The organism is Capsulimonas sp., from assembly GCF_039929585.1.
Lineage (GTDB): Bacteria > Armatimonadota > Armatimonadia > Armatimonadales > Capsulimonadaceae > Capsulimonas.
This window is the reverse complement of sequence record NZ_JBDSQY010000149.1, coordinates 1-19,770: the sequence shown is the minus strand read 5'-3', so window position 1 is coordinate 19,770 and position 19,770 is coordinate 1. Positions and strand designations below refer to the sequence as shown.

18 protein-coding genes are annotated in these 19,770 nt (G+C 59.4%); 11 read left to right on the top strand and 7 right to left on the bottom strand.

The window, feature by feature from the left end:
• Positions 1-137: 137 nt before the first annotated feature.
• Positions 138-1,073 carry an AraC family transcriptional regulator gene (locus ABIZ35_RS10265; RefSeq protein WP_348219802.1) on the top strand — a complete coding sequence of 312 codons (936 nt, stop codon included), beginning with the start codon at positions 138-140 and terminating at the stop codon, positions 1,071-1,073.
• Between the two features lie 38 nt (positions 1,074-1,111).
• The gene (locus tag ABIZ35_RS10260; protein ID WP_348219801.1) at positions 1,112-1,699 is read left to right on the top strand and encodes a Uma2 family endonuclease; all 588 of its coding nucleotides are present in this window, start codon (positions 1,112-1,114) and stop codon (positions 1,697-1,699) included.
• A gap of 9 nt (positions 1,700-1,708) precedes the next feature.
• Here the strand turns inward: ABIZ35_RS10260 and ABIZ35_RS10255 are convergent, their stop codons facing one another.
• A complete protein-coding gene (locus tag ABIZ35_RS10255; RefSeq protein WP_348219800.1) occupies positions 1,709-2,284 on the bottom strand; it encodes a hypothetical protein in 576 nt (191 codons plus the stop codon).
• A 15-nt stretch (positions 2,285-2,299) separates the two neighbouring features.
• The gene (locus tag ABIZ35_RS10250) at positions 2,300-3,235 is read right to left on the bottom strand and encodes an alpha/beta hydrolase (RefSeq protein ID WP_348219799.1); all 936 of its coding nucleotides are present in this window, start codon (positions 3,233-3,235) and stop codon (positions 2,300-2,302) included.
• A 287-nt stretch (positions 3,236-3,522) separates the two neighbouring features.
• Between ABIZ35_RS10250 and ABIZ35_RS10245 the strand changes: the two genes are divergently transcribed.
• On the top strand, positions 3,523-5,994 hold the full coding sequence (locus ABIZ35_RS10245) for an alpha-L-arabinofuranosidase C-terminal domain-containing protein (RefSeq protein WP_348219798.1): 2,472 nt from the start codon (positions 3,523-3,525) through the stop codon (positions 5,992-5,994).
• A 56-nt stretch (positions 5,995-6,050) separates the two neighbouring features.
• Here the strand turns inward: ABIZ35_RS10245 and ABIZ35_RS10240 are convergent, their stop codons facing one another.
• A complete protein-coding gene (locus tag ABIZ35_RS10240; protein WP_348219797.1) occupies positions 6,051-6,773 on the bottom strand; it encodes an SDR family oxidoreductase in 723 nt (240 codons plus the stop codon).
• Between the two features lie 90 nt (positions 6,774-6,863).
• Here ABIZ35_RS10240 and ABIZ35_RS10235 point away from each other — a divergent pair, with 90 nt between their 5' ends.
• From ABIZ35_RS10235 to ABIZ35_RS10215, 5 genes are all read left to right on the top strand, one after another.
• Positions 6,864-7,352, top strand: a complete 489-nt coding sequence (locus tag ABIZ35_RS10235; RefSeq protein WP_348219796.1) for a MarR family transcriptional regulator — start codon at positions 6,864-6,866, stop codon at positions 7,350-7,352.
• Between the two features lie 67 nt (positions 7,353-7,419).
• Positions 7,420-9,879 carry a PEP-CTERM sorting domain-containing protein gene (locus tag ABIZ35_RS10230; protein ID WP_348219795.1) on the top strand — a complete coding sequence of 820 codons (2,460 nt, stop codon included), beginning with the start codon at positions 7,420-7,422 and terminating at the stop codon, positions 9,877-9,879.
• A gap of 359 nt (positions 9,880-10,238) precedes the next feature.
• Entirely contained in the window at positions 10,239-11,357 is a 1,119-nt protein-coding gene (locus ABIZ35_RS10225; protein ID WP_348219794.1) for a DUF2330 domain-containing protein, read from the top strand.
• Between the two features lie 17 nt (positions 11,358-11,374).
• Entirely contained in the window at positions 11,375-12,499 is a 1,125-nt protein-coding gene (locus tag ABIZ35_RS10220; RefSeq protein WP_348219793.1) for a DUF2330 domain-containing protein, read from the top strand.
• Between the two features lie 197 nt (positions 12,500-12,696).
• Complete coding sequence (locus ABIZ35_RS10215; RefSeq protein WP_348219792.1) at positions 12,697-14,652, top strand: HAMP domain-containing methyl-accepting chemotaxis protein; 1,956 nt, start codon at positions 12,697-12,699, stop codon at positions 14,650-14,652.
• Between the two features lie 6 nt (positions 14,653-14,658).
• Here the strand turns inward: ABIZ35_RS10215 and ABIZ35_RS10210 are convergent, their stop codons facing one another.
• Positions 14,659-15,807 (bottom strand): glycoside hydrolase family 172 protein, encoded by a 1,149-nt coding sequence (locus ABIZ35_RS10210; RefSeq protein ID WP_348219791.1) that lies wholly within the window; start codon positions 15,805-15,807, stop codon positions 14,659-14,661.
• A 132-nt stretch (positions 15,808-15,939) separates the two neighbouring features.
• On the opposite strand from ABIZ35_RS10210, the gene ABIZ35_RS10205 reads away from it, so the two are divergent.
• On the top strand, positions 15,940-16,713 hold the full coding sequence (locus tag ABIZ35_RS10205) for a ribonuclease H-like domain-containing protein (protein ID WP_348219790.1): 774 nt from the start codon (positions 15,940-15,942) through the stop codon (positions 16,711-16,713).
• On the opposite strand, the gene ABIZ35_RS10200 is transcribed toward ABIZ35_RS10205, so the two are convergent.
• From ABIZ35_RS10200 to ABIZ35_RS10190, 3 genes are all read right to left on the bottom strand, one after another.
• Positions 16,710-17,075 carry an STAS domain-containing protein gene (locus tag ABIZ35_RS10200; RefSeq protein WP_348219789.1) on the bottom strand — a complete coding sequence of 122 codons (366 nt, stop codon included), beginning with the start codon at positions 17,073-17,075 and terminating at the stop codon, positions 16,710-16,712. The two genes, ABIZ35_RS10205 and ABIZ35_RS10200, sit on opposite strands and share 4 nt — an antisense overlap.
• Positions 17,076-17,206: 131 nt before the next feature.
• Positions 17,207-17,641 (bottom strand): hypothetical protein, encoded by a 435-nt coding sequence (locus ABIZ35_RS10195; RefSeq protein ID WP_348219788.1) that lies wholly within the window; start codon positions 17,639-17,641, stop codon positions 17,207-17,209.
• A 44-nt stretch (positions 17,642-17,685) separates the two neighbouring features.
• Positions 17,686-18,465, bottom strand: coding sequence for an SHOCT domain-containing protein (locus tag ABIZ35_RS10190; protein WP_348219787.1), 780 nt, complete (start codon positions 18,463-18,465; stop codon positions 17,686-17,688).
• 198 nt (positions 18,466-18,663) lie between these two features.
• On the opposite strand from ABIZ35_RS10190, the gene ABIZ35_RS10185 reads away from it, so the two are divergent.
• Both ABIZ35_RS10185 and ABIZ35_RS10180 read left to right on the top strand, forming a co-directional pair.
• Entirely contained in the window at positions 18,664-19,053 is a 390-nt protein-coding gene (locus tag ABIZ35_RS10185) for a hypothetical protein (RefSeq protein WP_348219786.1), read from the top strand.
• A 200-nt stretch (positions 19,054-19,253) separates the two neighbouring features.
• A partial coding sequence (locus ABIZ35_RS10180) for a general stress protein (RefSeq protein ID WP_348219785.1) occupies positions 19,254-19,770 on the top strand: 517 nt, incomplete at its 3' end.

Below are 19,770 nucleotides of genomic sequence, written 5' to 3'. Positions count from 1 at the left end.
TGTATTATGCTCCGCAAGTGATGAACACTGTTAGCTCAATTCTCTGCCATTATTGCCTAATACTCCATATCTACAAATCGATGGGGAGGCAAGTCAGGTACAATGTAGGAAGACGTTAGGAAAGAAGTGTCATGGGCATGAATAGATCGATAACACCAAAAGATGAACGGTGGGCGGAGCTGGCGCAGATCATGGAGCGACATACCGGGAAGGACGGCGCGCACTCGACGCCGATCTCCGGCCTTCGGCTCTTTCGCGCCTCCGCGCCTTCCGAGCCGATCCATGCGATTTACGAGCCTTCGCTCTGCCTGGTGGCGCAGGGCGACAAGCAGCTAATGCTTGGGGAAGATATCTTCCGTTACAATCCGTGGCAATGCCTGCTGGCGTCCGTCGATCTGCCCATCGTCGGGCAGGTGACCTCCGCGACGCCGGAAACGCCGTATCTTGGCATGAGCCTCAGCATCGATCCCGGCGAGATCGCGGCGCTGATCGTGGAGGCGTCGGACCTGCCGGCGCCGCGCGTCCGTCATTCTGGACGGGGCCTCAGCGTCAGCCCCATCGCGACGCCCCTGCTGGACGCCATCCTGCGGCTTTTGCGGCTTTTGGATACACCCCCGGATATTCGAGTGCTCGCGCCGCTTGCCATGCGCGAGATTCTCTACCGACTGCTCACCGGCGAGCAAGGCGCACATCTGCGCCAGATCGCCTCCGGCAGCGACCACACCCAGCGCGTCGCTGCCGCGATCTCCTGGCTCAAGCGCAACTACGCGCAGCCGTTCCGTATTGAAACCCTCGCACGCGAAGCCAACATGGGATCGTCAAACCTGCACCAGCACTTCAAGGCGGTCACCGCCATGAGCCCGCTGCAATACCAAAAGCAGCTGCGCCTCCAGGAAGCCCGCCGTCTGATGCTCGGCGAAGCGATGGACGCCAGCACCGCCAGCTTCCAGGTCGGCTACGAAAGCCCCACCCAGTTCAGCCGCGAATACAGCCGCCTCTTCGGCGCCCCGCCCCTGCGCGACATCGCCCGCCTGCGCGGCCTCTCCCAGGGGGGACTGGAAGCGGCGCTGTAAATCACGAAAAGTGATATAATAAGCTGAGGATTGAAATCATGGCGACGCAAGCGCACCGGCTGTACACCCCAGAAGAATATCTCGCGATGGAACGGCAGGCCGAATTTCGCAGTGAATACGTTCACGGCGAGATCTTTGCAATGTCTGGCGGCAGCCGCGCGCACAGTTACATTGCAGGCAATGCCTATAGGCTTCTTGGCAATCAGTTGGAAGGACGTTCTTGCGCCCCATTCGGCAGCGACATGCGCGTCCTTGTCAACCCAGGCGGCCTCTACACATACCCGGATGTCAGCATCGCTTGCGATCCACAGTTCTCAGACTCCGCAGTCGACACCCTAACCAATCCCATTGTAATCGTGGAAGTGCTCTCACCCTCCACAGAGGCGTATGACCGTGGCCTGAAGTTCGCTTACTATCGGCGTCAAGCTTCTATTAGCCATTATGTACTCATCGCTCAGGATCAGCCTCACGTGGAGCTTTATACTCGCCAGGAAGACGACAAGTGGCTCCTGACTGAGATTAATTCACTGGAAGGCGACGTAAATCTGGACGCAATCGGCTGCAAGCTTCCTATAAACAAACTGTACGACCGCGTGGAATTCTCCGCGAGACCCGAGTTTGCATAGCGCCTGGGCCTAAACCTTATTTCGTCGTCGCCAATCTTCCAAAATCGACTTTAACGCCTTGTGGCATTCGCGTTTCGTCTTGAGAGATGCGGGCTCCGGTAATTCAAGCCGTTCACAGCTTCTCCTGATGTTCGCCTGGACTTCTGGTTTGAGTTTCGTCCAAATCTGCGGATGATTGAGGATGATCCCAACGAACTTCACATAGGACAAACTAATATCGTATGTCTCCGGCGGGTCTAGAAGAAGCTTGATGTTCTCAATATCGTATCGAACGAGCGAAGACCAATCCGAAAGCAGCATCAGCAGGCTTGCCGCGTAGATCTTATGCCAATAACTTGTCTCCGACGTCGGAATCACCGTCATAGCAATCATAGCAATGGCGTGCGTACCCTCGTGCATTGCAAGACCGGCCGTCGACATCCAATCCCCTACTGGCTGGTTATCCACATATCGGCCTAAAAGTTTGTGCGTCATATGGATATGGGAATCTTGAAACGAATAGCATTCCTCAATGACCCAGCGATCCACCGGCCCTAAGTCGTCACGAAGCAATATTCTTTCGCGGTCTTCTTCACTCAGCGCCATTCTTCACCACTCCATTCATTTTCCATCGAGAACTTCTCGTAACCCCACACCGGCCTCTTCAAAAATGCTCTTTGACGCCTCCACGATTCCCGTCATTTGCAGCGCGCCGTGGATTAGTCCGGGCAATCGCATGTGATGCACTGGAACGCCGGCGGCTTGGAGTTTGGCGGCGTACTGTTCGCCGTCGTCACGCAGGGGATCGTATTCGCAGGTGAGGATGACGGCGGGGGGAAGGCCGGTGAAGTCGGCGGCGCGGAGGGGGGAGGCGTCGGGGGAGGCGCCTTCGGCGGGGTCGCTGAGGTAATAGCCCCAGCAGGTTTCCATGGAGGCGCGTGTGAGCGAATAGCCTTCGGCGAACTCGGCGTAGGATGGGGTGTCGAAGGCGTAATTGGTGACAGGATAGATGAGGAACTGGGCGGCGATTTCGGGGCCGCCGGCGTCCCGGGCGCGGCGGGCGACAGCGGCGGCGAGGTTGCCGCCGGAGCTGTCGCCGGCGACGATCAGTGGCTGCTGCGGGCTGACGGCGGCGAGACGCTCCGCCGTGGCGCATGTGACGGCCCAAGCGTCTTCCAGCGGCGCCGGAAACTTATTTTCCGGCGCTAGCCGATAGTCCACGCTCACGACGGTACAGCCCGTCGCATTCGCCAAATAGCGGCAGGGCGTATCGTACACTTCCAGCGTGCCGCGGAACCAGCCGCCGCCATGGAAATAGACAATCGTCGCCCCATCGGCGGACGAGGCGACCGGCGTGTAAACACGGACGGGAAGATCGGACATCGGGCCAGGGATCGTCATTTCCTGAACTTGAGCGACTTCAGGCGCCAAGCCCTGCCATGAAATCAGGCCAACAGCTCCGGCGCGGGCCTGCTCCATGGGGATCGAGCCGATGGGTGCGGCGCCGACGGCGTTCATCTTTTCCAGAAGCGCGGCGACTTGCGGGTCGAGCGGCATATTGTCTCTCCTACAATGGCGCTCTGCGCCGGATTTCTCCAGAATACCCGGCGCTTGCTTCGCGAGGCAAGAGGCGGAGCCGGAAACTCAGACGCCGCGCGCCCTGGGTATACGGGGTTTTCTCCGAACATCGCACTTTCGCATTTATTAGCCAACTAGCACGGGATAACGCAAAGAATTTGATTGACAACTACGCATCTAAACGTTACAATGAGCAAAATCAAAGATTCTCGTCGCGCCCAATTGGGCGCAAGACTCATGCATTATTCCATAGGAGAAAGTTATCGATGCGACATTCTTGGAACTTCGGATCGCTGGCGGCCATGACCGTGGCGGCAATGACGCTTGCGACTGCGGCCGGCGCAGCGGGAGGACGGCTGACGATCAAAGCAGATCAGCCAGGGGTCAAAATCAGCCCGATGCTTTACGGACTGATGACGGAAGAAATCAATCATTCGTATGACGGCGGCCTGTACGGCGAGCTGATCCAGAACCGCGTCTTCAAGGACGATCCCACCGCCCCTATCCACTGGTCCGTCGATATGCGCGACAGCGCGAATGGGTCGATCGCGCTTGACGCAACACAGCCAGTCCCGGGAACCGCGCTGACGACGTGTCTGCGGATGGATGTGACGGCGGGCGGTACGGGGCGCGGCCTCGGCGCGGCAAACGACGGCTATTGGGGAATTCCCGTCACCCCCAACACGACTTACCAGGCATCATTCTACGCCAAGACCGACGGAAACTTCAAAGGTCCGCTGACGCTAACGATCGAAAGCGCGGACGGAAGCCGAATCGCTGCAACAGCCGCCGCGCCGGCGCCCACTACGGCCTGGAAAAAGTACACGGTCACTCTCAAGACGAATGCGGCGGCGAGCAAAGGATCAGAATATCGATTTGTCCTCTCGGCCAAAGGAACAGGAACCGTCTGGCTGAACCAGGTATCGCTCTTCCCGCCCACATTTCACAACCGTCCGAACGGCAATCGCGCCGACTTGATGACGCTTCAGGCGGAGATGTTTCCCACGTTTTTGCGGCTTCCCGGCGGTAACTATCTGGAGGGCGGTACGATCGCCGATCGGTTCGACTGGAAAAAGACCTTGGGGCCGATCGAGCAGCGGCCAGGGCATCAGGGGCCATGGGGCTATCGCTCGACCGACGGCATGGGTCTGCTGGAGTTTCTGGAGTGGTGCGAGGATCTGAAGGTGGAGCCGCTGCTCGCCGTCTACGCGGGATATTCACTGGGGGGCGAGCATGTGGATCCCGGTCCAGCCCTGGAGCCGTTCGTGCAGGACGCGCTGGATGAGATCGAGTATCTGATCGGCGACAAAAACACGACCTGGGGCGCGCGGCGGATTGCGGACGGTCACCCCAAGGCATTCCCGCTCCAGTACGTGGAAGTCGGCAACGAGGACGCTTTCGACAGGTCCCGCAGCTACGACGGGCGCTTCACGCAATTTTACGACGCGATCCGAGCGAAGTACCCCAAGCTGCAACTGATCGCCACGGCGAACGTCACTCAGCGCAAGCCCGATCTGATCGACGACCACTTCTACAAAACCGCCGCCGAGATGGAGCGCGACAGCGGGCATTACGACAGCTATGACCGGAGCGGCCCGAAGATCTTCGTGGGCGAGTGGGCGTCTCAGGATGTCAGCGCGCCCTGGGTGGACGCCGACAAGAAGGGCCCCACCCCCAGCCTCTCCGCCGGCCTCGGCGACGCCGCCTGGATGATTGGGATGGAGCGCAACTCCGATGTCGTCGTGATGTCCTGCTACGCCCCGATGTTTGTCAATGTCAACGCCGGCGCGCGGCAGTGGGCGGTGAACCTGATTGGTTACGACGCGAACGCCAGCTTCGGCTCACCGTCTTACTACGCGCAGGCGATGTTCGGCGCGAACAAAGGCGATGTCGTACTTCCCGTCGATGTCGCGCTCGCCGACATCCCCGCGCCGGCGCTCCCTCATGGCAAGGTCGGCGTCGGCACCTGGGGAACGCAGGCGGAATTCAAAGAGATCCAAGTGGAGCAGAACGGCGCGTCTCTGCTTCCTGTGGGAGGCGGCTCCTGGACGATGGGGTCAGGCGAGTGGAAGCAGGATGCAGGAGTTCTCACACAGTCCAGTGCGACCAACGGAACGGACGCATTAATCGGCGACGCCAATTGGACTGACTATACTTACCGTGTCAAGGCCCGCAAAATCAGCGGCAACGAAGGATTCCTGATCAAGTTCCACACGCTCGACAGCGCGAACTACGTCCAGTGGAACATCGGAGGCTGGGACAACAGCCGCTCCACCCTCCAGCGCGCCCACGACGGTTCCTTGGAGGAGTTCGGCGGCGCCGCTCCGCTAAAAGTCGACACAGGCCGCTGGTATGATATTCGGATCGAAGTGCAGGGCATGAAGATCCGCTGTTATCTCGACGACAAACTGATCACCGAGGCGACCGACACCCCAAGCGTTCCCCCAACCTTCTTCACGACCGCGAGCCGCGATCTGAAGTCCGGCGACGTAATCCTGAAAGTCGTCAATGTGGAGAGCGCCCCGCGCTCGCTCGACGTAAATATCCAGGGCGTCAACGGCATCCAAGAAACCGCCATGTCCCAGGTGCTGACCGGCCGGCTCACAGACGTGAACACGATCGCCGATCCAGAAAAAGCCGCCATAAAGACAACCACGCTGCACGGCGTCAGCTCCGCGTTCACACATGAGTTCCCAGCCTATTCCGTCACCGTCCTGCGCCTGAAGACAAAAAAATAACAGCATGACTGAAATATCCCCACTCCTAAAGCATCGCCCGGAGTGGGGACGCGTCCTCACACCAGCCGATGTCCGCCGTCGATATTCAGGGTTTCCCCCGTAGTGAAGGCGCTGCCCATCAGAAACAGAGCCGCCAGCGCGATATCGGCGGGCGAACCGATGCGTCCGACCGGCAGACGGCTCGCCATTTGGGCGAGAATCGTGTCTTTGTTTCCGCCGCCAATGGTGTCCCAGATTGGCGTGTCCACCCATCCCGGCGAGATCAAATTGACGCGAACCGGGGCGATCTCCAGAGCCAGGGCGCGCACGAGGCCGGACAGACCGGCGTTGGCCGCCGCCAGCACCGAGGCGCGCGGGCCGGGACGATCCGCCGCGATCCCACCGGTGAAGGTGAATGAGCCTCCCACGCGAATCCGGTCGACGCCGTGCTTCACGAGCATCAACGGCCCAATAAGCTTGGCGTCGAGCGCCCTGCGAGCCTCATCGATATCGAACTCACGCACGGGCTGATAGGCCGCCCAGACGGCGGTGCTGATCAGATGGTCAAAGCTTCCGACCATTTCAAAGAGCCGCTGGATCTGAACTTCGTCAACGGCGTCCGCAACGACGGCCCGGACCTGCGGCGGGCTGCCCAAACCCAATAACGCCTGATCGAGCTTCTCCTGTGAACGCCCCACAATCACGACTTCCGCCCCGTCTTTGAACGCCGCTTCCGCGATCCCCAGGCCAATGCCGGAGCCGCCGCCCACCACAATCACCGTTTTTCCTACAAGAGTCATTCGTCGATCTCCTTTAAAATTTATCTTCACTTCAAGATACTTTGAATTAAGATACCTATTCTTTCATGCTTCTGTCAAGTATAATGGGATATGCAAACCGATCGTGTGGATGAGATTTTGGCGCAGTGGCGCAGGGAACAGCCGGAGCTAAACACGGAGACAATCGCGGTGGTCGGTCGTATTCTGATGGCGTCGGAGATGCTAAAAACGCGTATTCAGCCCGTCTTCGAGCATTATGGGATCAGCTTTGGAGGCGGCGACGTGCTGGCGTCGCTGCGCCGCAATGGTCCGCCGTACGAGCTTTCCCCGACACACCTCTACCGGGAGCTGATGCTGACATCCGGCACAATGACAAACCGTCTCGACCGCCTAGAGCAGAGCGGCTTCATTGCGCGGCGTCCCGACCCCAACGACCGGCGTGGCACATTGGTTTGCCTGACGCCCGAGGGACTGGCAGTGATCGATGAAGCGATGGCCGAACATATGGAAAACGAACGCAATCTGCTCAGCGCGCTCGGCGCGGAAGAACAGCAGAAGCTTGCGCAGCTACTGTCGCGATTAATTCGCAGCTGGGATTGACATTTTCCCAGTCATGCAATATACTTTGTTTTATAAAGTAGTTTAAATCAGAAAAAGGGAACTATCCTTGTCACCCACAATTCGCCCTGTACGCTGGAACGGCGCCGTTATCGCCGCGCTGCTGTCCGTTATTTCCATGGCGGTGGAGCTGTCGATCCGGATTTGCTCCGAAATCATGTTCGATCCGCTCCCGGACACTGTCGCTGTTTTCGCCTATGGGCTGATCCCCTTGACATTGCTGCTGAATGTACGTCTGCTTCGGAGCGCGGAGATTCCCCCAGAACGGCTTCGAGTGCTCCATGGCGCAGCCTACGCAGCGACCATAATTTCAATTGTCGTCGCCGCGCTCTATACATTCAGCTTCTTGGTGCTGATGCCGCTTAGTTTGATCGCGATCATGTTTTTTGGCATTGGCTTCTGCGCCTGGAGTCCCTTGGTCAACCTGATCGTGCTCTGCCATCAGCTTCAGGCGCTTAAAGAGCGGCGGCGGCTGGAGGAGATTACGCTTTCCCCATTGTCGAACGCAGCGGCGGTCTGTGTGAGCGCGCTTCTGATGATCGAGATGGTAGCCGCACCGATAATAACCGGCCAGGCCGTTCGGGAAGCGATGACTGTACCGGCAAAGCGCGCCGCAGCGGTGACGCGTCTTCAATTCCTCCACGCCGATGAGGCTCTTCTCGCGAACTCTGGAGTATCCCACCCCAGCTTCTGGTTTCTGATGGGATCGGATCAATTCTCGTCGATCTTTAGTAGTTTTGATGACGAGGATTGGCAAGAAAAGCCAAAGGGAGAGATTGACGCCAAGGCCTTGTATTACCTTGTGACGGGCCGGTCGGCGTCCACTGCCCCGCCGCCGTCGGGGCGACGCGCCGCCCTGGGCAACGCCGCGGAAGACGCCGCCTGGGAACAGGACATGGCTGTGGAGGAAACCGGCGGGACGAAGGTGGGACATCCGGCGCGCGGACTTCTTCTGGCGTCCTCCGAACTCAACGGCACACTCACGCCGGATCGGGAAAGCGCAGCGTGTGACTGGATCATGGAGTTTCGCAATACCGGCGACCAGCCTCAGGAAGCGCGCGCGGATATTTTACTGCCCGAAGGCGGAGTAATCGACCGCGCATCGCTCTGGATCAACGGCGTGGAGCGCAGCGCCGCGTTCGGTTCGACGGGAGCCGTGCGGGAAGCATATCAGAAAGTCGCCGTGGTGGAACGTCGCGATCCTCTGCTCGTGACTTCCGTCGCCCCGGGGCGGGTGCTCGCCCAGTGCTTCCCTGTTCCCGCGCATGGCGCCATGAAGATCCGCCTCGGAATGACCGCTCCCCTGCAATGGCGCGACCCTGCGGCTCCGGCTCTCGCCTTCACGCCGCCCATTCTTGAAGATGCAAACTTCCGAATCGATCGATCTCTGCGTCATTCGATGCATTTGGAAGGAAAATGGAGCCAAGGGAGTGGGCGCCTGAGCGGAGCGCCGCAATGGCAAATCGAGGATCGCGGCGATCTTCATACCGCCTCCCTTCTCCTAAACGCGAAGGAGACGCGAACTCCCCCTGCCCTGACGATTTCCGGAGGTCCGGCGCCGCAGGCAGGCGACAAAATCGGAAGCGACCGCGTGCGGCGTGTGTCGCCGTTTGCGCCGCCCGCGCACCCCGTCAATCTCGTCGTGCTGATCGATCCCACGGTGCGCGTCGGCGAGGCAATGGGCTCCGAGAGGCAGCGCGAATTGCGCGCCGCGCTGGCGGCGCTTCCCGCTGGCTCGCGGTATCTGATCGCAAACTCCCGCCATCCGGAGCGCGGTTCGACCGGATGGGAGTCGGCCGGCGCTCCTATCCCAGACGACGATTCCTGGTGGAGCGACCTTCACTATGTCGGCGGCCTGGATTCGATGGGGGCGCTTGAGTGGGCGTGCGGCGCCGCCAAAGCCAGGACAACTCCCTCCGCAGTCCTGTGGCTGCATGACACAAAACCAGATTCCGTCTGCGATGTCGATACCCTGAAGACCGCCAAGGGCTCGCCTATTCATCACACGATCCTGGTCGGCGTCCGCTGCGGGGCCGGCGAAGACGCCGTCATGGAAGCCATCGCAAATGATCACGGCGTCTATGCTCTCTCGGCCACTACGAGCCACGCGATGGAGAACGCCGTCCGTCTCGCGGCATGCGCCGCCACGGCGCCTTCGAACACGGCGGAAATTCCGCTCGGCGGCCGAGAGCCCGCCGTCAACGGCCTTTATCTGCCGCCGAATGTTTCAGACGGAGACAGCGTGTCCGCCGCAAGCCGCGTTCTCGCGACCTGGCGGCACGCCGCATCCACGCACAACGAGCGTCTCGCCGCTTCCAAACTCGCCGTCGAAAGCCACATCGTTACGCCGCTCTCCGGCGCGGTCGTTCTGGAAACCAAAGGACAGTATCAGGAAGCTGGCCTGAACGCGCCCGCGCCTGCCGCCGTTCCGGAACCATCCGGCGTCGCGGCGCTGCTCCTCGGAGCTTTGCTCCTGTTCTGGCAAGTTCGGAGACGGCGCCCCGCATAACGCTCACCCCAGAGAGAAACCATGTCCTCCATTTCCCGTTGTAGGAGATATCCAAGCGGCAATGGAGGCGACATGGAGCACAAACACGAAACGGTGGATGAAACACGCCGCGTCACGCTTGGCGTTTGCTTCTTCGCCTTTTTGAAGGACGCTCCGGATTTCGTCGTCATGCCCCTCCGCGCTCCACCTCAATTCGTCGAACGACGCGCCTGTTCGCTTTTTCCTTGACGGGATCTTATCTCCAAGAACATCTGTATAATAAAGGAGCAAGCACAATATCCTAGTACGAATGGCTCTTCATGACATTCATCCCGACTGACAAAGAAACGTGAAGAAAAAAGAAAATGCAGCGCCAATTTTTGACCGTTAAACATCTGCCGACTCTGCTGGCGATCACAGGATCCCTTGCGGCCTCACACTCGGTCCATGCCTGTGCGACGCTCTCCTTGCCGGGAACGGCCATGGAGATTGCACAGGAGCAGGCGATCATCGTCTGGGATCCCGCGACACATACCGAGCATTTTATTCGTCGCGCGGATTTCGTGGGGACCGGAAAGGATGTGGGTTTTCTTGTACCGACCCCGGAAGCGCCAAAACTCAATCCCGTCAATGATGAGGTCTTCGGGGACCTCGATAAGTTTGGCGAGCCCGAAATCAACGCTGATCCAAGGCAAGGGATTCGGTTCACTAGCGTGCTGGAATACTTAGGTCAGACCGCCGGGAACAAACTGGGGACAGTCGGGGGAAATGTGACGGCCGAAGTCGATGTCGTCAGCTCGGAAACGGTGGGCGGATACGACGCGACGGTTCTGCGGGCAAACGATGCAGGGGCGCTGGAGCAGTGGCTGCACAGCTATGGGTATTCGCCGCGAACCGCGCTGTCGAAGTGGCTCGCGCCCTATGTCCAAAAGGGCTGGGCGATTACCGCGTTCAAAATCACCGCTGGTGGGCATCAGGGAGCAGATCCATCCGCAAGCGTTTGTATGACGTTCCACACGGAGAAGCCCTTTTTCCCATACAGTGAACCCTCGGATTCCAGAATTCCGAATGGAAGCTCCATTCCTCGCAGCCTGAGCATCTATTTACTCACGACATCGCGAATGGAAGGCGTCCTGGAAACAGGAACAAATGATTGGCAAGGCGAGACGCTGTTTACCAAACGGCTTTCCGCCGGACTCGCTCCGGAACTGCGAAAAAAACTAACCCTGAGTGAGGAGGACGCCGCACCGGGGCAATGGATCACGGCGTTTGTCGATAGGGCTCCAGCGCGTATTGGCGATGGCGATCTTGACTTTCAACCCTCCCGTAGCCAAGATGAGATCGTACCGCCGACGAAGTTCATCGGGCGTGACGAACGAACGCCGATTTATGTCGATGTCCTTGCATTCTTCGCTTTGATCGTTTTCTCGATAGCTGGCGGCTGGAAGAAACTCGGCGCGGCAATAGCGCGCCGACGGCGTCAGCGCCAGGCGCTTTGAACTTTCAGGGGATTACAATGCCGTTTCATTCACAAACACAGAACTATAAGCTCTTGATTGTAATTGCCGCCGCACTAATAATGCCGGCGCATTCCCTCTTCGCCTGCGCGCAGGCGCTGCCAAAGGGAGCAACGGCATCGGTCGCCACCGAGGAAGCGGTGATTGTCTGGGACCGCAAAACCAATACCGAGCATTTTATTCGTCACGTCAGCTTTCAAAGCAAAGCCACAAACTTCACCTTTCTCGTGCCGACACCCGAGCCGCCGAAGCTCACGGAAGGCGACGCTAACCTCTTTGCGGAGCTTGATCAGACATTCCATCCCAAACTTATCCAACGGCCGATCACCGGCTTCAAGCTCTCAACACTTCCTGGAATGTTTCTCAAACCGCTCAGCAAAGAGCGAGAATCCGAGCCGCGATCGCAAACACAAGAAGCGGTGCGCGTGCTTCGTACGCAGCAAATCGCCGGATTTGACGCGACCGTTCTGCGCGCCGAGAGCGCCTCAAAATTAGCCGACTGGCTGAAGCGTCATGGCTACGAGGCGCGTCCGTCGCTCACGCAGTGGCTTCAAATTTATGTCCAGCGCGACTGGACGATCACGGCTTTCAAGATCGCGAAGACCGATCCCACCAACTGGCGTATCGCCTCGTCGACCATGGACATGACGTTTCACGCCGATCAGCCATTCTTCCCTTACAGTGAGCCGGCCGATCAGCGAACACCCGGCGCTCAGTACGGCCCGCGCCTGCTGCGCCTATTCCTGCTCAGTGACACACGCATGGACGCCGGGATGTACTCGCCGGAAGCGGCGTGGCCCGGCAAGACCGCCTGGGCCAATGTCGTTCCTAGTGGGACCGCCAATCGCTGGCCGTCACGCGAGGACATTACAGAGGCGGCGGGCATGGACGCAAATTCGGCCCCGGATCAGCTCTGGCTCACGGCCTTCGAAGACCATTCCTCACCAAGGCCTGGAGTCGCGGACCTTTACTTCCAGACATCCAAGACACAGAAGCCGGTGGAACCGCAGCCGGTCGATTTCCCTATCGACAAACGCATCCCAATCCCCGTCGATTTTCTCGTGGCGGTTACCGTCATTGGCTCAGGGCTTATCTGGCGCCGAAAAACAAGCGGCTCTCTTTAGCACACGGAGTCCCCAACATCTCATTCCACCGTCGTCGAAGCCGGCATCCACCCATAACGAGTTGGAAACCAACAAACAATATCAAGAAGCCGAGCGGACAGCACAATAAGAATAAATTCGAACGCAAGCTAACGAGCACGAGTACTTCTACCGATATTGGATACGGAAATCAATTCAATCAGTAGGATAAACTCAAAATGAAATGGTTCGCTAATCTTGCAGTCGGTCGGAAACTTGCTCTGGGATTTGGGGCGTGTTTAGCCGTCGCCGCTCTTCTGGGAGCGCTGGCGCTGGCCCACATGACACGCCTCGGAGATGTTGCTCAGGAGATCGCGCGCAACCCGCTGCCGAAGTCCGTAATCGCCGCGCACATGACAGGTGCGGCGCGGCAGGTGCGCACGCGTGAATTTCAGCATCTTCTGGAACAGGGAGACGAAGGCAAGGCGAAATACGATGCGGGGATCGCCGAAGCGCAGTCAGCGCTTCAAGGGGATTTCGACGCCTACGCGAAGACGCCGCTGACGGACAAAGAACGCACCGTTTTTGAGACATTCAAAAACAGCTGGGCTTCGTACTCTCAGATGAACGACCGCGCACTGGCTTTGAGCCGCCAGCGCCACACCAGCGAAGCCCTGACACTGCTGAACGGGGATATGAAAAAGCTTTTTCACAAGGGTGTGGAGGATCCGCTCACGGAATTGTCAGGCTTCAATGAGCAGTACGGCCAATCGCTGGCGCGGCAAGCCGTAGAGACGAGCCGAACCGCCGCGCTTCAAGTGACGACACTGCTGATTGCAATGCTGGCGCTCGGATCCTTGGCCGCTTATGCGATCTCCCATAATATTTCCCACTCTCTGAAGCTGATGGCGAAGGCGGCCGACGGTCTGGCTCAAGGCGATCTCGACCAGAAAATCACCCTGGATACACGAGACGAAACAGGGCAGCTGGCGAAGTCTCTGCGCACGCTGATCGACTATCAAAACGGAATGGCCCGCATCGCGGAAGCGATTGCGGATGGAGACCTCACCGGCCAGATCACTCCGCGCTCCGACAAAGACACACTGGGACACGCCTTCGCCGCGATGAACCGTCAGCTGCGCACACTGATTGGCGAGCTGTCCGAAAGCGCCGAAGCCGTGACGACGGCTTCGGGCATGCTTGCGGGATCGTCGCGTATGGTCAGCGAGTCGGCGGCGGAAGTCAGCGCCTCAATGAACGAAATTTCCAGCGCCAGCGAACAGTCGGCGCGCGGCGCGAGTGAAATCGCCCACGGCAGCGAGACCGCCGCCGCCTCTCTTACTCAAAGCGCGGGACTGCTGCGAGAAATGATGGGCTCCGTCCAATCCGTGGCTCAGGACGCCGACGCGGCTAGGTCCGCCGGAACGGACGCGACTCGCGTGACCGGAGACGGCGCGCGGACAGTGGCGCGATCCATGGAAAGCATGCAGGGCGTTCAAAAGTCCGTCTCACGATCCGCCGATATTATTCAGGGATTGGGCGCGGCGTCGGGTCAGATCGGCGCCATTGTGGAAACCATCGACGATATCGCGTCGCAGACGAACCTTCTGGCGCTCAACGCCGCCATCGAAGCGGCTCGGGCGGGAGAAAGCGGACGCGGCTTCGCGGTGGTCGCGGACGAAGTCCGCAAGCTCGCCGAAAGATCGGGCATCGCCACCAAAGAGATCGCTTCGCTGATCTCAGATGTACAGAACCGCACGAAGCAGGCCGTACAGTCGATGGAGGAGGGCACGCGTGACGTAGAAGCCTCTTCCGCCCTCGCCGCCGAGGCCGGCATCGCACTCACAAAGATCGAGCGGGGAATTCAAACCGTCTCGCAGCGTGTTGAGGAGATCTGCGCGGCTTCCAGCAAGATGACGCAATCGGCAGAGCAGGTCAATCAGGCCATTGGAGACGTAAGCGCCGTGATGGAGCAAAGCTCCGCGGCGACAGAAGAACTTTGCGCCTCCGCCGAGGAGGTCTCCGCCTCCATTGAGATGGTTGCGGAGGCCACCCACCGTCAGCAATCCTCCGTAGAAGACCTTGCTAGCGCCTCACGCGATCTGTCCGGGGTGGCTAGCCAGCTTCAGGACACGATCGCACGGTTCCGCCTGGAAGAACAGGCGCCGCAGGTGAAGCTGCGGATGGCCGCCTGAAAGTCCTTACTTGACGCGCGTGGAATCTGGCAGCGGTTCGTTACCCCAGAGCGGGCCGCCGCCCAGTTCGCGCCGCCAGCTGTCGCGCCAGCGATGGATGTCCTGCGGGAGGATCTTGGGCATTGGCTGCCGCTGCGCTTTCGGGAGGATGGCCGGGAAGGGCGCATGCGGCTCACTCTGGTACCAGTAGGCGACCGTCGCGAGGTCCAGCGTCAGTGAGTTCGCGTGGCCATGTTCGATGGAAGCGCGCAGAGATTTTTCGAAGTAAATCGGGTCTTCGAGATGGAATCGATAGCAGTGCGTCCGGCCGAGAAAACCCGTTTCGCCGTTCACGCGCGCGTAGCCGAAGTACGGATGCGCATATGTCTCTTTGGGGCACCAGGAGCCGTTGAAGTAATCCTCCGTCCCGGTGCCGTGCAGAGAGCCGGGCCACGGTTCGCCGTCGATCAGGAACATATCGTCACCCTCGCCGTACCAGAGCGGCGTCGGCGAATCGACATAATAATTGACGCCGACATAGTGCCCAACCCCCTCAGCGTGCATGAACACGTGATTGTTGGCGTCGGACGGATTGATCGGCTGCACTCCCAGCGTCTCCCATTCGTTCTCCCGGTCGCCGCACGCCGATTCCGGCCCCGGCATCTGCCGGTTCCACCAGGCGTGAAAACGCCCGATTTCCGCCCCAATCCCCGCCGTATGCTCCTCGTAATCGACATAGTAATAGAAATTGTCGATATTCTTGTCGGACTGGTTCTCGATCTCGATCTGCGCTCCCTCGCCGAACGGCATCGGGAAGTAACAGTTCAGCGCGTTGCCGCCCCCAGGCGCCGCCGCCAGCGGCAGTGAGGCGTAAAGATATTGCTCCCCCCACCCCTGTCCGAAAAAATCCCCCAGCGGACACTCCACCGACGGCGACGCCTCCCCATCCCAGTACATACGAAGGATTGCATTGCGCCGGATCATAGGATCGGCGCAGTTGATCGTGATCCAAATATGTTTGATCACCCCCGCCCCGGTAACTTCCGCCAGCGTCCGCGTCTCCCCCGACGCGATCGGAACGAAGTCGTTGTTGCCCCCCGTTCGGTCGTAGGACGAGACGCGTTTCGTGCGCACTCCGGGTCGTAACAGGGGAAGGTTATCGAGTGGTCCGGGCATAGAAATTCTCCAGACTTGGATTTTGTTCTACTATACCTGTCAGTCTCTTCCACAGGCAAGATCAGGACAAATGTTCGATGCGTGCTTGACATTCGGATGGCGTGTCCCGCATACTAAAGACGAGAACTAACTATGCTGACATCCACTTTTGTACACGCCCCCGGCGTTGGACCCGCGACGGAGCAGATGCTTTGGAGCCAGGGCGCGGTGACCTGGGAAGCTTACGTAGAACGCGCCACGGGGCTGAAATTGCCGCCTCGGCATCGGGAGGCGCTGGAGACGACGGTCGCCGACAGCATCGCGGCGCTGGAGGAGGCGCGCGTGGATTACTTCGCGCATAACCTCGCAAAAAAAGAGCACTGGCGGGCAGTGAGCGAGTTTCCCAAGATCGGGTACCTGGACATTGAGACGGACGGTGGGTTCGGCGGGGAATCGATCACGGTAATCGGTCTCTACGATGGGTTTGAGACGCATACGTATCTGAAGGACAAGAATCTAGCGCAGTTCGCCTTTGAAGCCCAGGATTATGATGGGTTCGTGACGTTTTTTGGAACGGGGTTCGATCTTCCGTTCCTAAAGCGCCGGTTTCCCGTACTGGAGAACGTCTTCGCGGACAGATTTCATGTCGATCTCTGTCCCCTGCTCAAACGGCTGGGGCATCGCGGGGGACTGAAGAGTATCGAGCGTCAGCTAGGGATCGCGCGTGTGGATGAGGCGGATGGGCTTTCGGGAACCGACGCCATCCGTCTGTGGCGCGAATACCGGCGCGGCGGGCGCAATTCCGAAGAGGCGCTGCGGCTGCTTCTGAGCTACAACCGCGAGGATGTGGTCAATATGAAGTATTTGCTGGACTATGCGCTGCCGCGCATGCGCGCGGACAGCGGCTTTCCAGCGCATCCAGGCTAAGACTGCGCGGCCGGCGCGCCCTGCGCCGGCTTTGCTTTCCAAGCGCCGGATATTCCCTCGAAAATCTCCAAGCGCCGCGTCACCGGCCCCATCATCGTCAAGATCCGCCAGACCCCGGCGCCGCGCTTTGCGGCAATTCGCAGATGCCGACCTGTTTCTTCCAAAAAACTTTGCAGCTTGAGCAGCCATCGGATTCCGTTGGAATCGACGTACGGCGCCTGCGTGACATCCACGAGAACGACGCGGGCGCCGCTGACGCGAACCCGATCGAGAACCTCCTGCGCGGATAAGCCCATTCCATCCAACGGACCGTCGCAGCGCAGCAGCAACACACGTCCCAGAAGACGCTGAATAATACTCACGAGTGAAGCTTGCCTTTCCATGGAAACGCCGCAGGGGCGTACGGGGAAGATCGGCGGAAGTCCGCCGATCCATTTATACCCGCGCTCAAGAGGGCGGCAAACGGATGACGGGGATAAGTTTTATGGCGGGATCAGTTGTTGATCGCGAAGATGGTCAGGCGAGCGCCTTTGACGGCCGGCCCGAACCACAACTCGCCGTCACCAATCATCAGACCGCGCCAGTTAACGAACAGATCTTTCTCATTCTGCTTGGCAACAGCCTTTTTGACACGCGCATTGAAGATCTGCGGATACCAGCGAACAAACTGCGCCGCATCCTTGACCTGCTCCGATTTCCCATGCACACGCGCAATGACGGGAAATGCGATCAGGCTCGCGACTTTCTTGCGGTCGCCATGGCGCACGGCGGTTTTGAGCGTACGCAGAAAGACGCCCACGGAGGCTTCGTCATCAATCCCCGCAGTCTCATATCGATTGGCGGCTTGTGGAGCGGCCATGGCGCGAGGACACGCCATGGAGCCAAAAGCCAAAGCCACGATGACCACAAGAAATGGCATTCGTTTCATGGTTCGCTTCTCCTCTTTCTATCGCTCGGCCCACGCCGAAAGCGCTATAGCCGGAGCAGTTTGCGCTTCGCCATCCGAAACTCTTCTTCAGTAAGCGCGCCCATTTTATGCAGGTTCGCCAGGCGCTCCAGGTCCGCGACCAGATCCGTCGAGGCGGGAGCAGCCGCCTGCTGCGGCTCGCGCGAAAGCGTCGCATAGGAGGAGGGAGAGGAGCGCGCCGGGGCGGAGACGAACTCCATCAGCGCATCGAGCGACTCTTCATGCCGTTCCGGCGCGACCGGAGTTTCGCTGGGAACCACGGGATCGCGGTCCGTCGTCGATTCTTCCAAACCGTGCAAATTCACGGATTCTTCGGCGGCGGGAACGCCATGAAGCTGCTGCATGATGGCGGCGCGCGCCTTGGCGCGCTGGGCGGCTTCCTCAATCGCGGCGCGATCGTCGGCCTCGCGCTCCCGCTGGATCTGCGCCTGGCGCTCGGCCTCGATTTCCTGCTGACGCCGCTCCATGTTCGGGCGATCCAGTTCGAAGCGGACCTTCTTCATAAAAGCGGCGGCCTGCGCCTGCACCCGCTGGTTCTGCGCGGAGCCAAAGCCGACATTGGATGCATTCAGCTCCACGCCGCTGCCGCCGGAAACTGGCAGGATTTTCATTTCGATCTGGACGGGGATTTGCAACTGCTCCCCCGACTGTGTCTCCCGGATCGCGAAACGCGTTCGCTCCTGCGCGAGCACCTTCCACTTCATGGAAGCCGCCGCACGCTGGCAGGCGAGCATTACGACATCCGAGGGCTCCACCATCACAAGTTTCTCTTTAAACGACGCCATCACTGTATCCCCTCTTAGAAATCAACCCATGGGGTTCCATGGTCAGCGCCGCACATGGGGGCGCTATAATTTTCATATTTTAACACGATTTCATACGAACCACAATCGACATACAGAGTATTCCATGTTTTATACGTGTGTGAATGGGTAAGAGTTCATTATATTATGCGCCATAAGGCGCTGCCGAGGTAAAACATTATGAAAGCTCGATACCCAATCCTTGCCGCCATTGGCATTTTTGCCACATTAGGCGCCGCAAGCGCCCAGTCTGCGTCCACCAACGCCGTCGTTGTCGGCGGCACGCCCATCATGCGAGTCCGCACCGCCGCCGGCGGCATGACTCCCGAACAGCGCGCGGATCAGATCCAGCTGCGCGTCAACAAAGTTTTAGGCCAGGGCCCGATTATGGCGTCCGATATCACCGTGGAGCCATCGGGCGGCGAAGCGGTCGTCAACGTCAAAGGACAGCTGCTGCTGACCGCCGACAGGGCGACAGCGCGGTTCAACCAGAGCACCCCCATGGAGCTCGCACAATCCTGGGCAAACAATATGCGCAATATCCTTCCATCGCTGACGCAGCCGAAGTAAACTTCGCATGCATCCTAGATCTGATGGATGTCTCTTATTTCTTTAGAGACTCTCACTGGTGTCCGCTCTTCAAAATAACGCCCAATTGTGCGCCTGTTGCGTTTACGATTGATTTCCATGCGGTAAACCGCAATATGGAAACGGCAAAGAAGATTGCCTCACAGAGACACGAAGAGCAAATCAACGGAGATCATAGAACAATGACCAAAACAGTGGTAGGACTTTTCGACGATCCGATGGAAGCGCAAAACGTCGTCCAAGAACTAGTGAGCGGCGGCTTCTCGCGCAGCGATATCGGCGTCATCGCCAACAATTCCGAGAATCGATACTCGACAGGTACGGTCGCGGGAAACGAAAATTATCAAAGCGCGGGCGATGAAGCCGCGCATGGCGCTGGAAAGGGCGCCGGGACCGGAGCGGTGGTCGGAGGGCTGGCCGGCTTGCTCGTCGGCCTCGGAGCATTCGCCATTCCCGGAATCGGCCCGATCGTGGCGGCAGGCCCGATCGCCGCAGCTTTGGCCGGCGCCGGCGTCGGCGCGGTAGCCGGCGGCCTGCTGGGCGCTCTGACCAACATCGGCGTTCCGGAAAACGAAGCCCATTACTACGCAGAAGGCGTCCGCCGCGGCGGTACGCTGGTGACAGTCAAGACGGACGACGCCTCCGCCGATCGCGCGGCGGATATCTTCCACCATCACAATGCCGTGGATATCGATCGGC

Coding starts and splice junctions, on each gene's coding strand:
- ABIZ35_RS10265 (WP_348219802.1), top strand. CDS start 138: ATGAATAGATCGATAACACCAAAAGATGAACGGTGGGCGGAGCTGGCG.
- ABIZ35_RS10260 (WP_348219801.1), top strand. CDS start 1,112: ATGGCGACGCAAGCGCACCGGCTGTACACCCCAGAAGAATATCTCGCG.
- ABIZ35_RS10255 (WP_348219800.1), bottom strand. CDS start 2,284: ATGGCGCTGAGTGAAGAAGACCGCGAAAGAATATTGCTTCGTGACGAC.
- ABIZ35_RS10250 (WP_348219799.1), bottom strand. CDS start 3,235: ATGCCGCTCGACCCGCAAGTCGCCGCGCTTCTGGAAAAGATGAACGCC.
- ABIZ35_RS10245 (WP_348219798.1), top strand. CDS start 3,523: ATGCGACATTCTTGGAACTTCGGATCGCTGGCGGCCATGACCGTGGCG.
- ABIZ35_RS10240 (WP_348219797.1), bottom strand. CDS start 6,773: ATGACTCTTGTAGGAAAAACGGTGATTGTGGTGGGCGGCGGCTCCGGC.
- ABIZ35_RS10235 (WP_348219796.1), top strand. CDS start 6,864: ATGCAAACCGATCGTGTGGATGAGATTTTGGCGCAGTGGCGCAGGGAA.
- ABIZ35_RS10220 (WP_348219793.1), top strand. CDS start 11,375: ATGCCGTTTCATTCACAAACACAGAACTATAAGCTCTTGATTGTAATT.
- ABIZ35_RS10215 (WP_348219792.1), top strand. CDS start 12,697: ATGAAATGGTTCGCTAATCTTGCAGTCGGTCGGAAACTTGCTCTGGGA.
- ABIZ35_RS10210 (WP_348219791.1), bottom strand. CDS start 15,807: ATGCCCGGACCACTCGATAACCTTCCCCTGTTACGACCCGGAGTGCGC.
- ABIZ35_RS10205 (WP_348219790.1), top strand. CDS start 15,940: ATGCTGACATCCACTTTTGTACACGCCCCCGGCGTTGGACCCGCGACG.
- ABIZ35_RS10195 (WP_348219788.1), bottom strand. CDS start 17,641: ATGAAACGAATGCCATTTCTTGTGGTCATCGTGGCTTTGGCTTTTGGC.
- ABIZ35_RS10190 (WP_348219787.1), bottom strand. CDS start 18,465: ATGGCGTCGTTTAAAGAGAAACTTGTGATGGTGGAGCCCTCGGATGTC.
- ABIZ35_RS10185 (WP_348219786.1), top strand. CDS start 18,664: ATGAAAGCTCGATACCCAATCCTTGCCGCCATTGGCATTTTTGCCACA.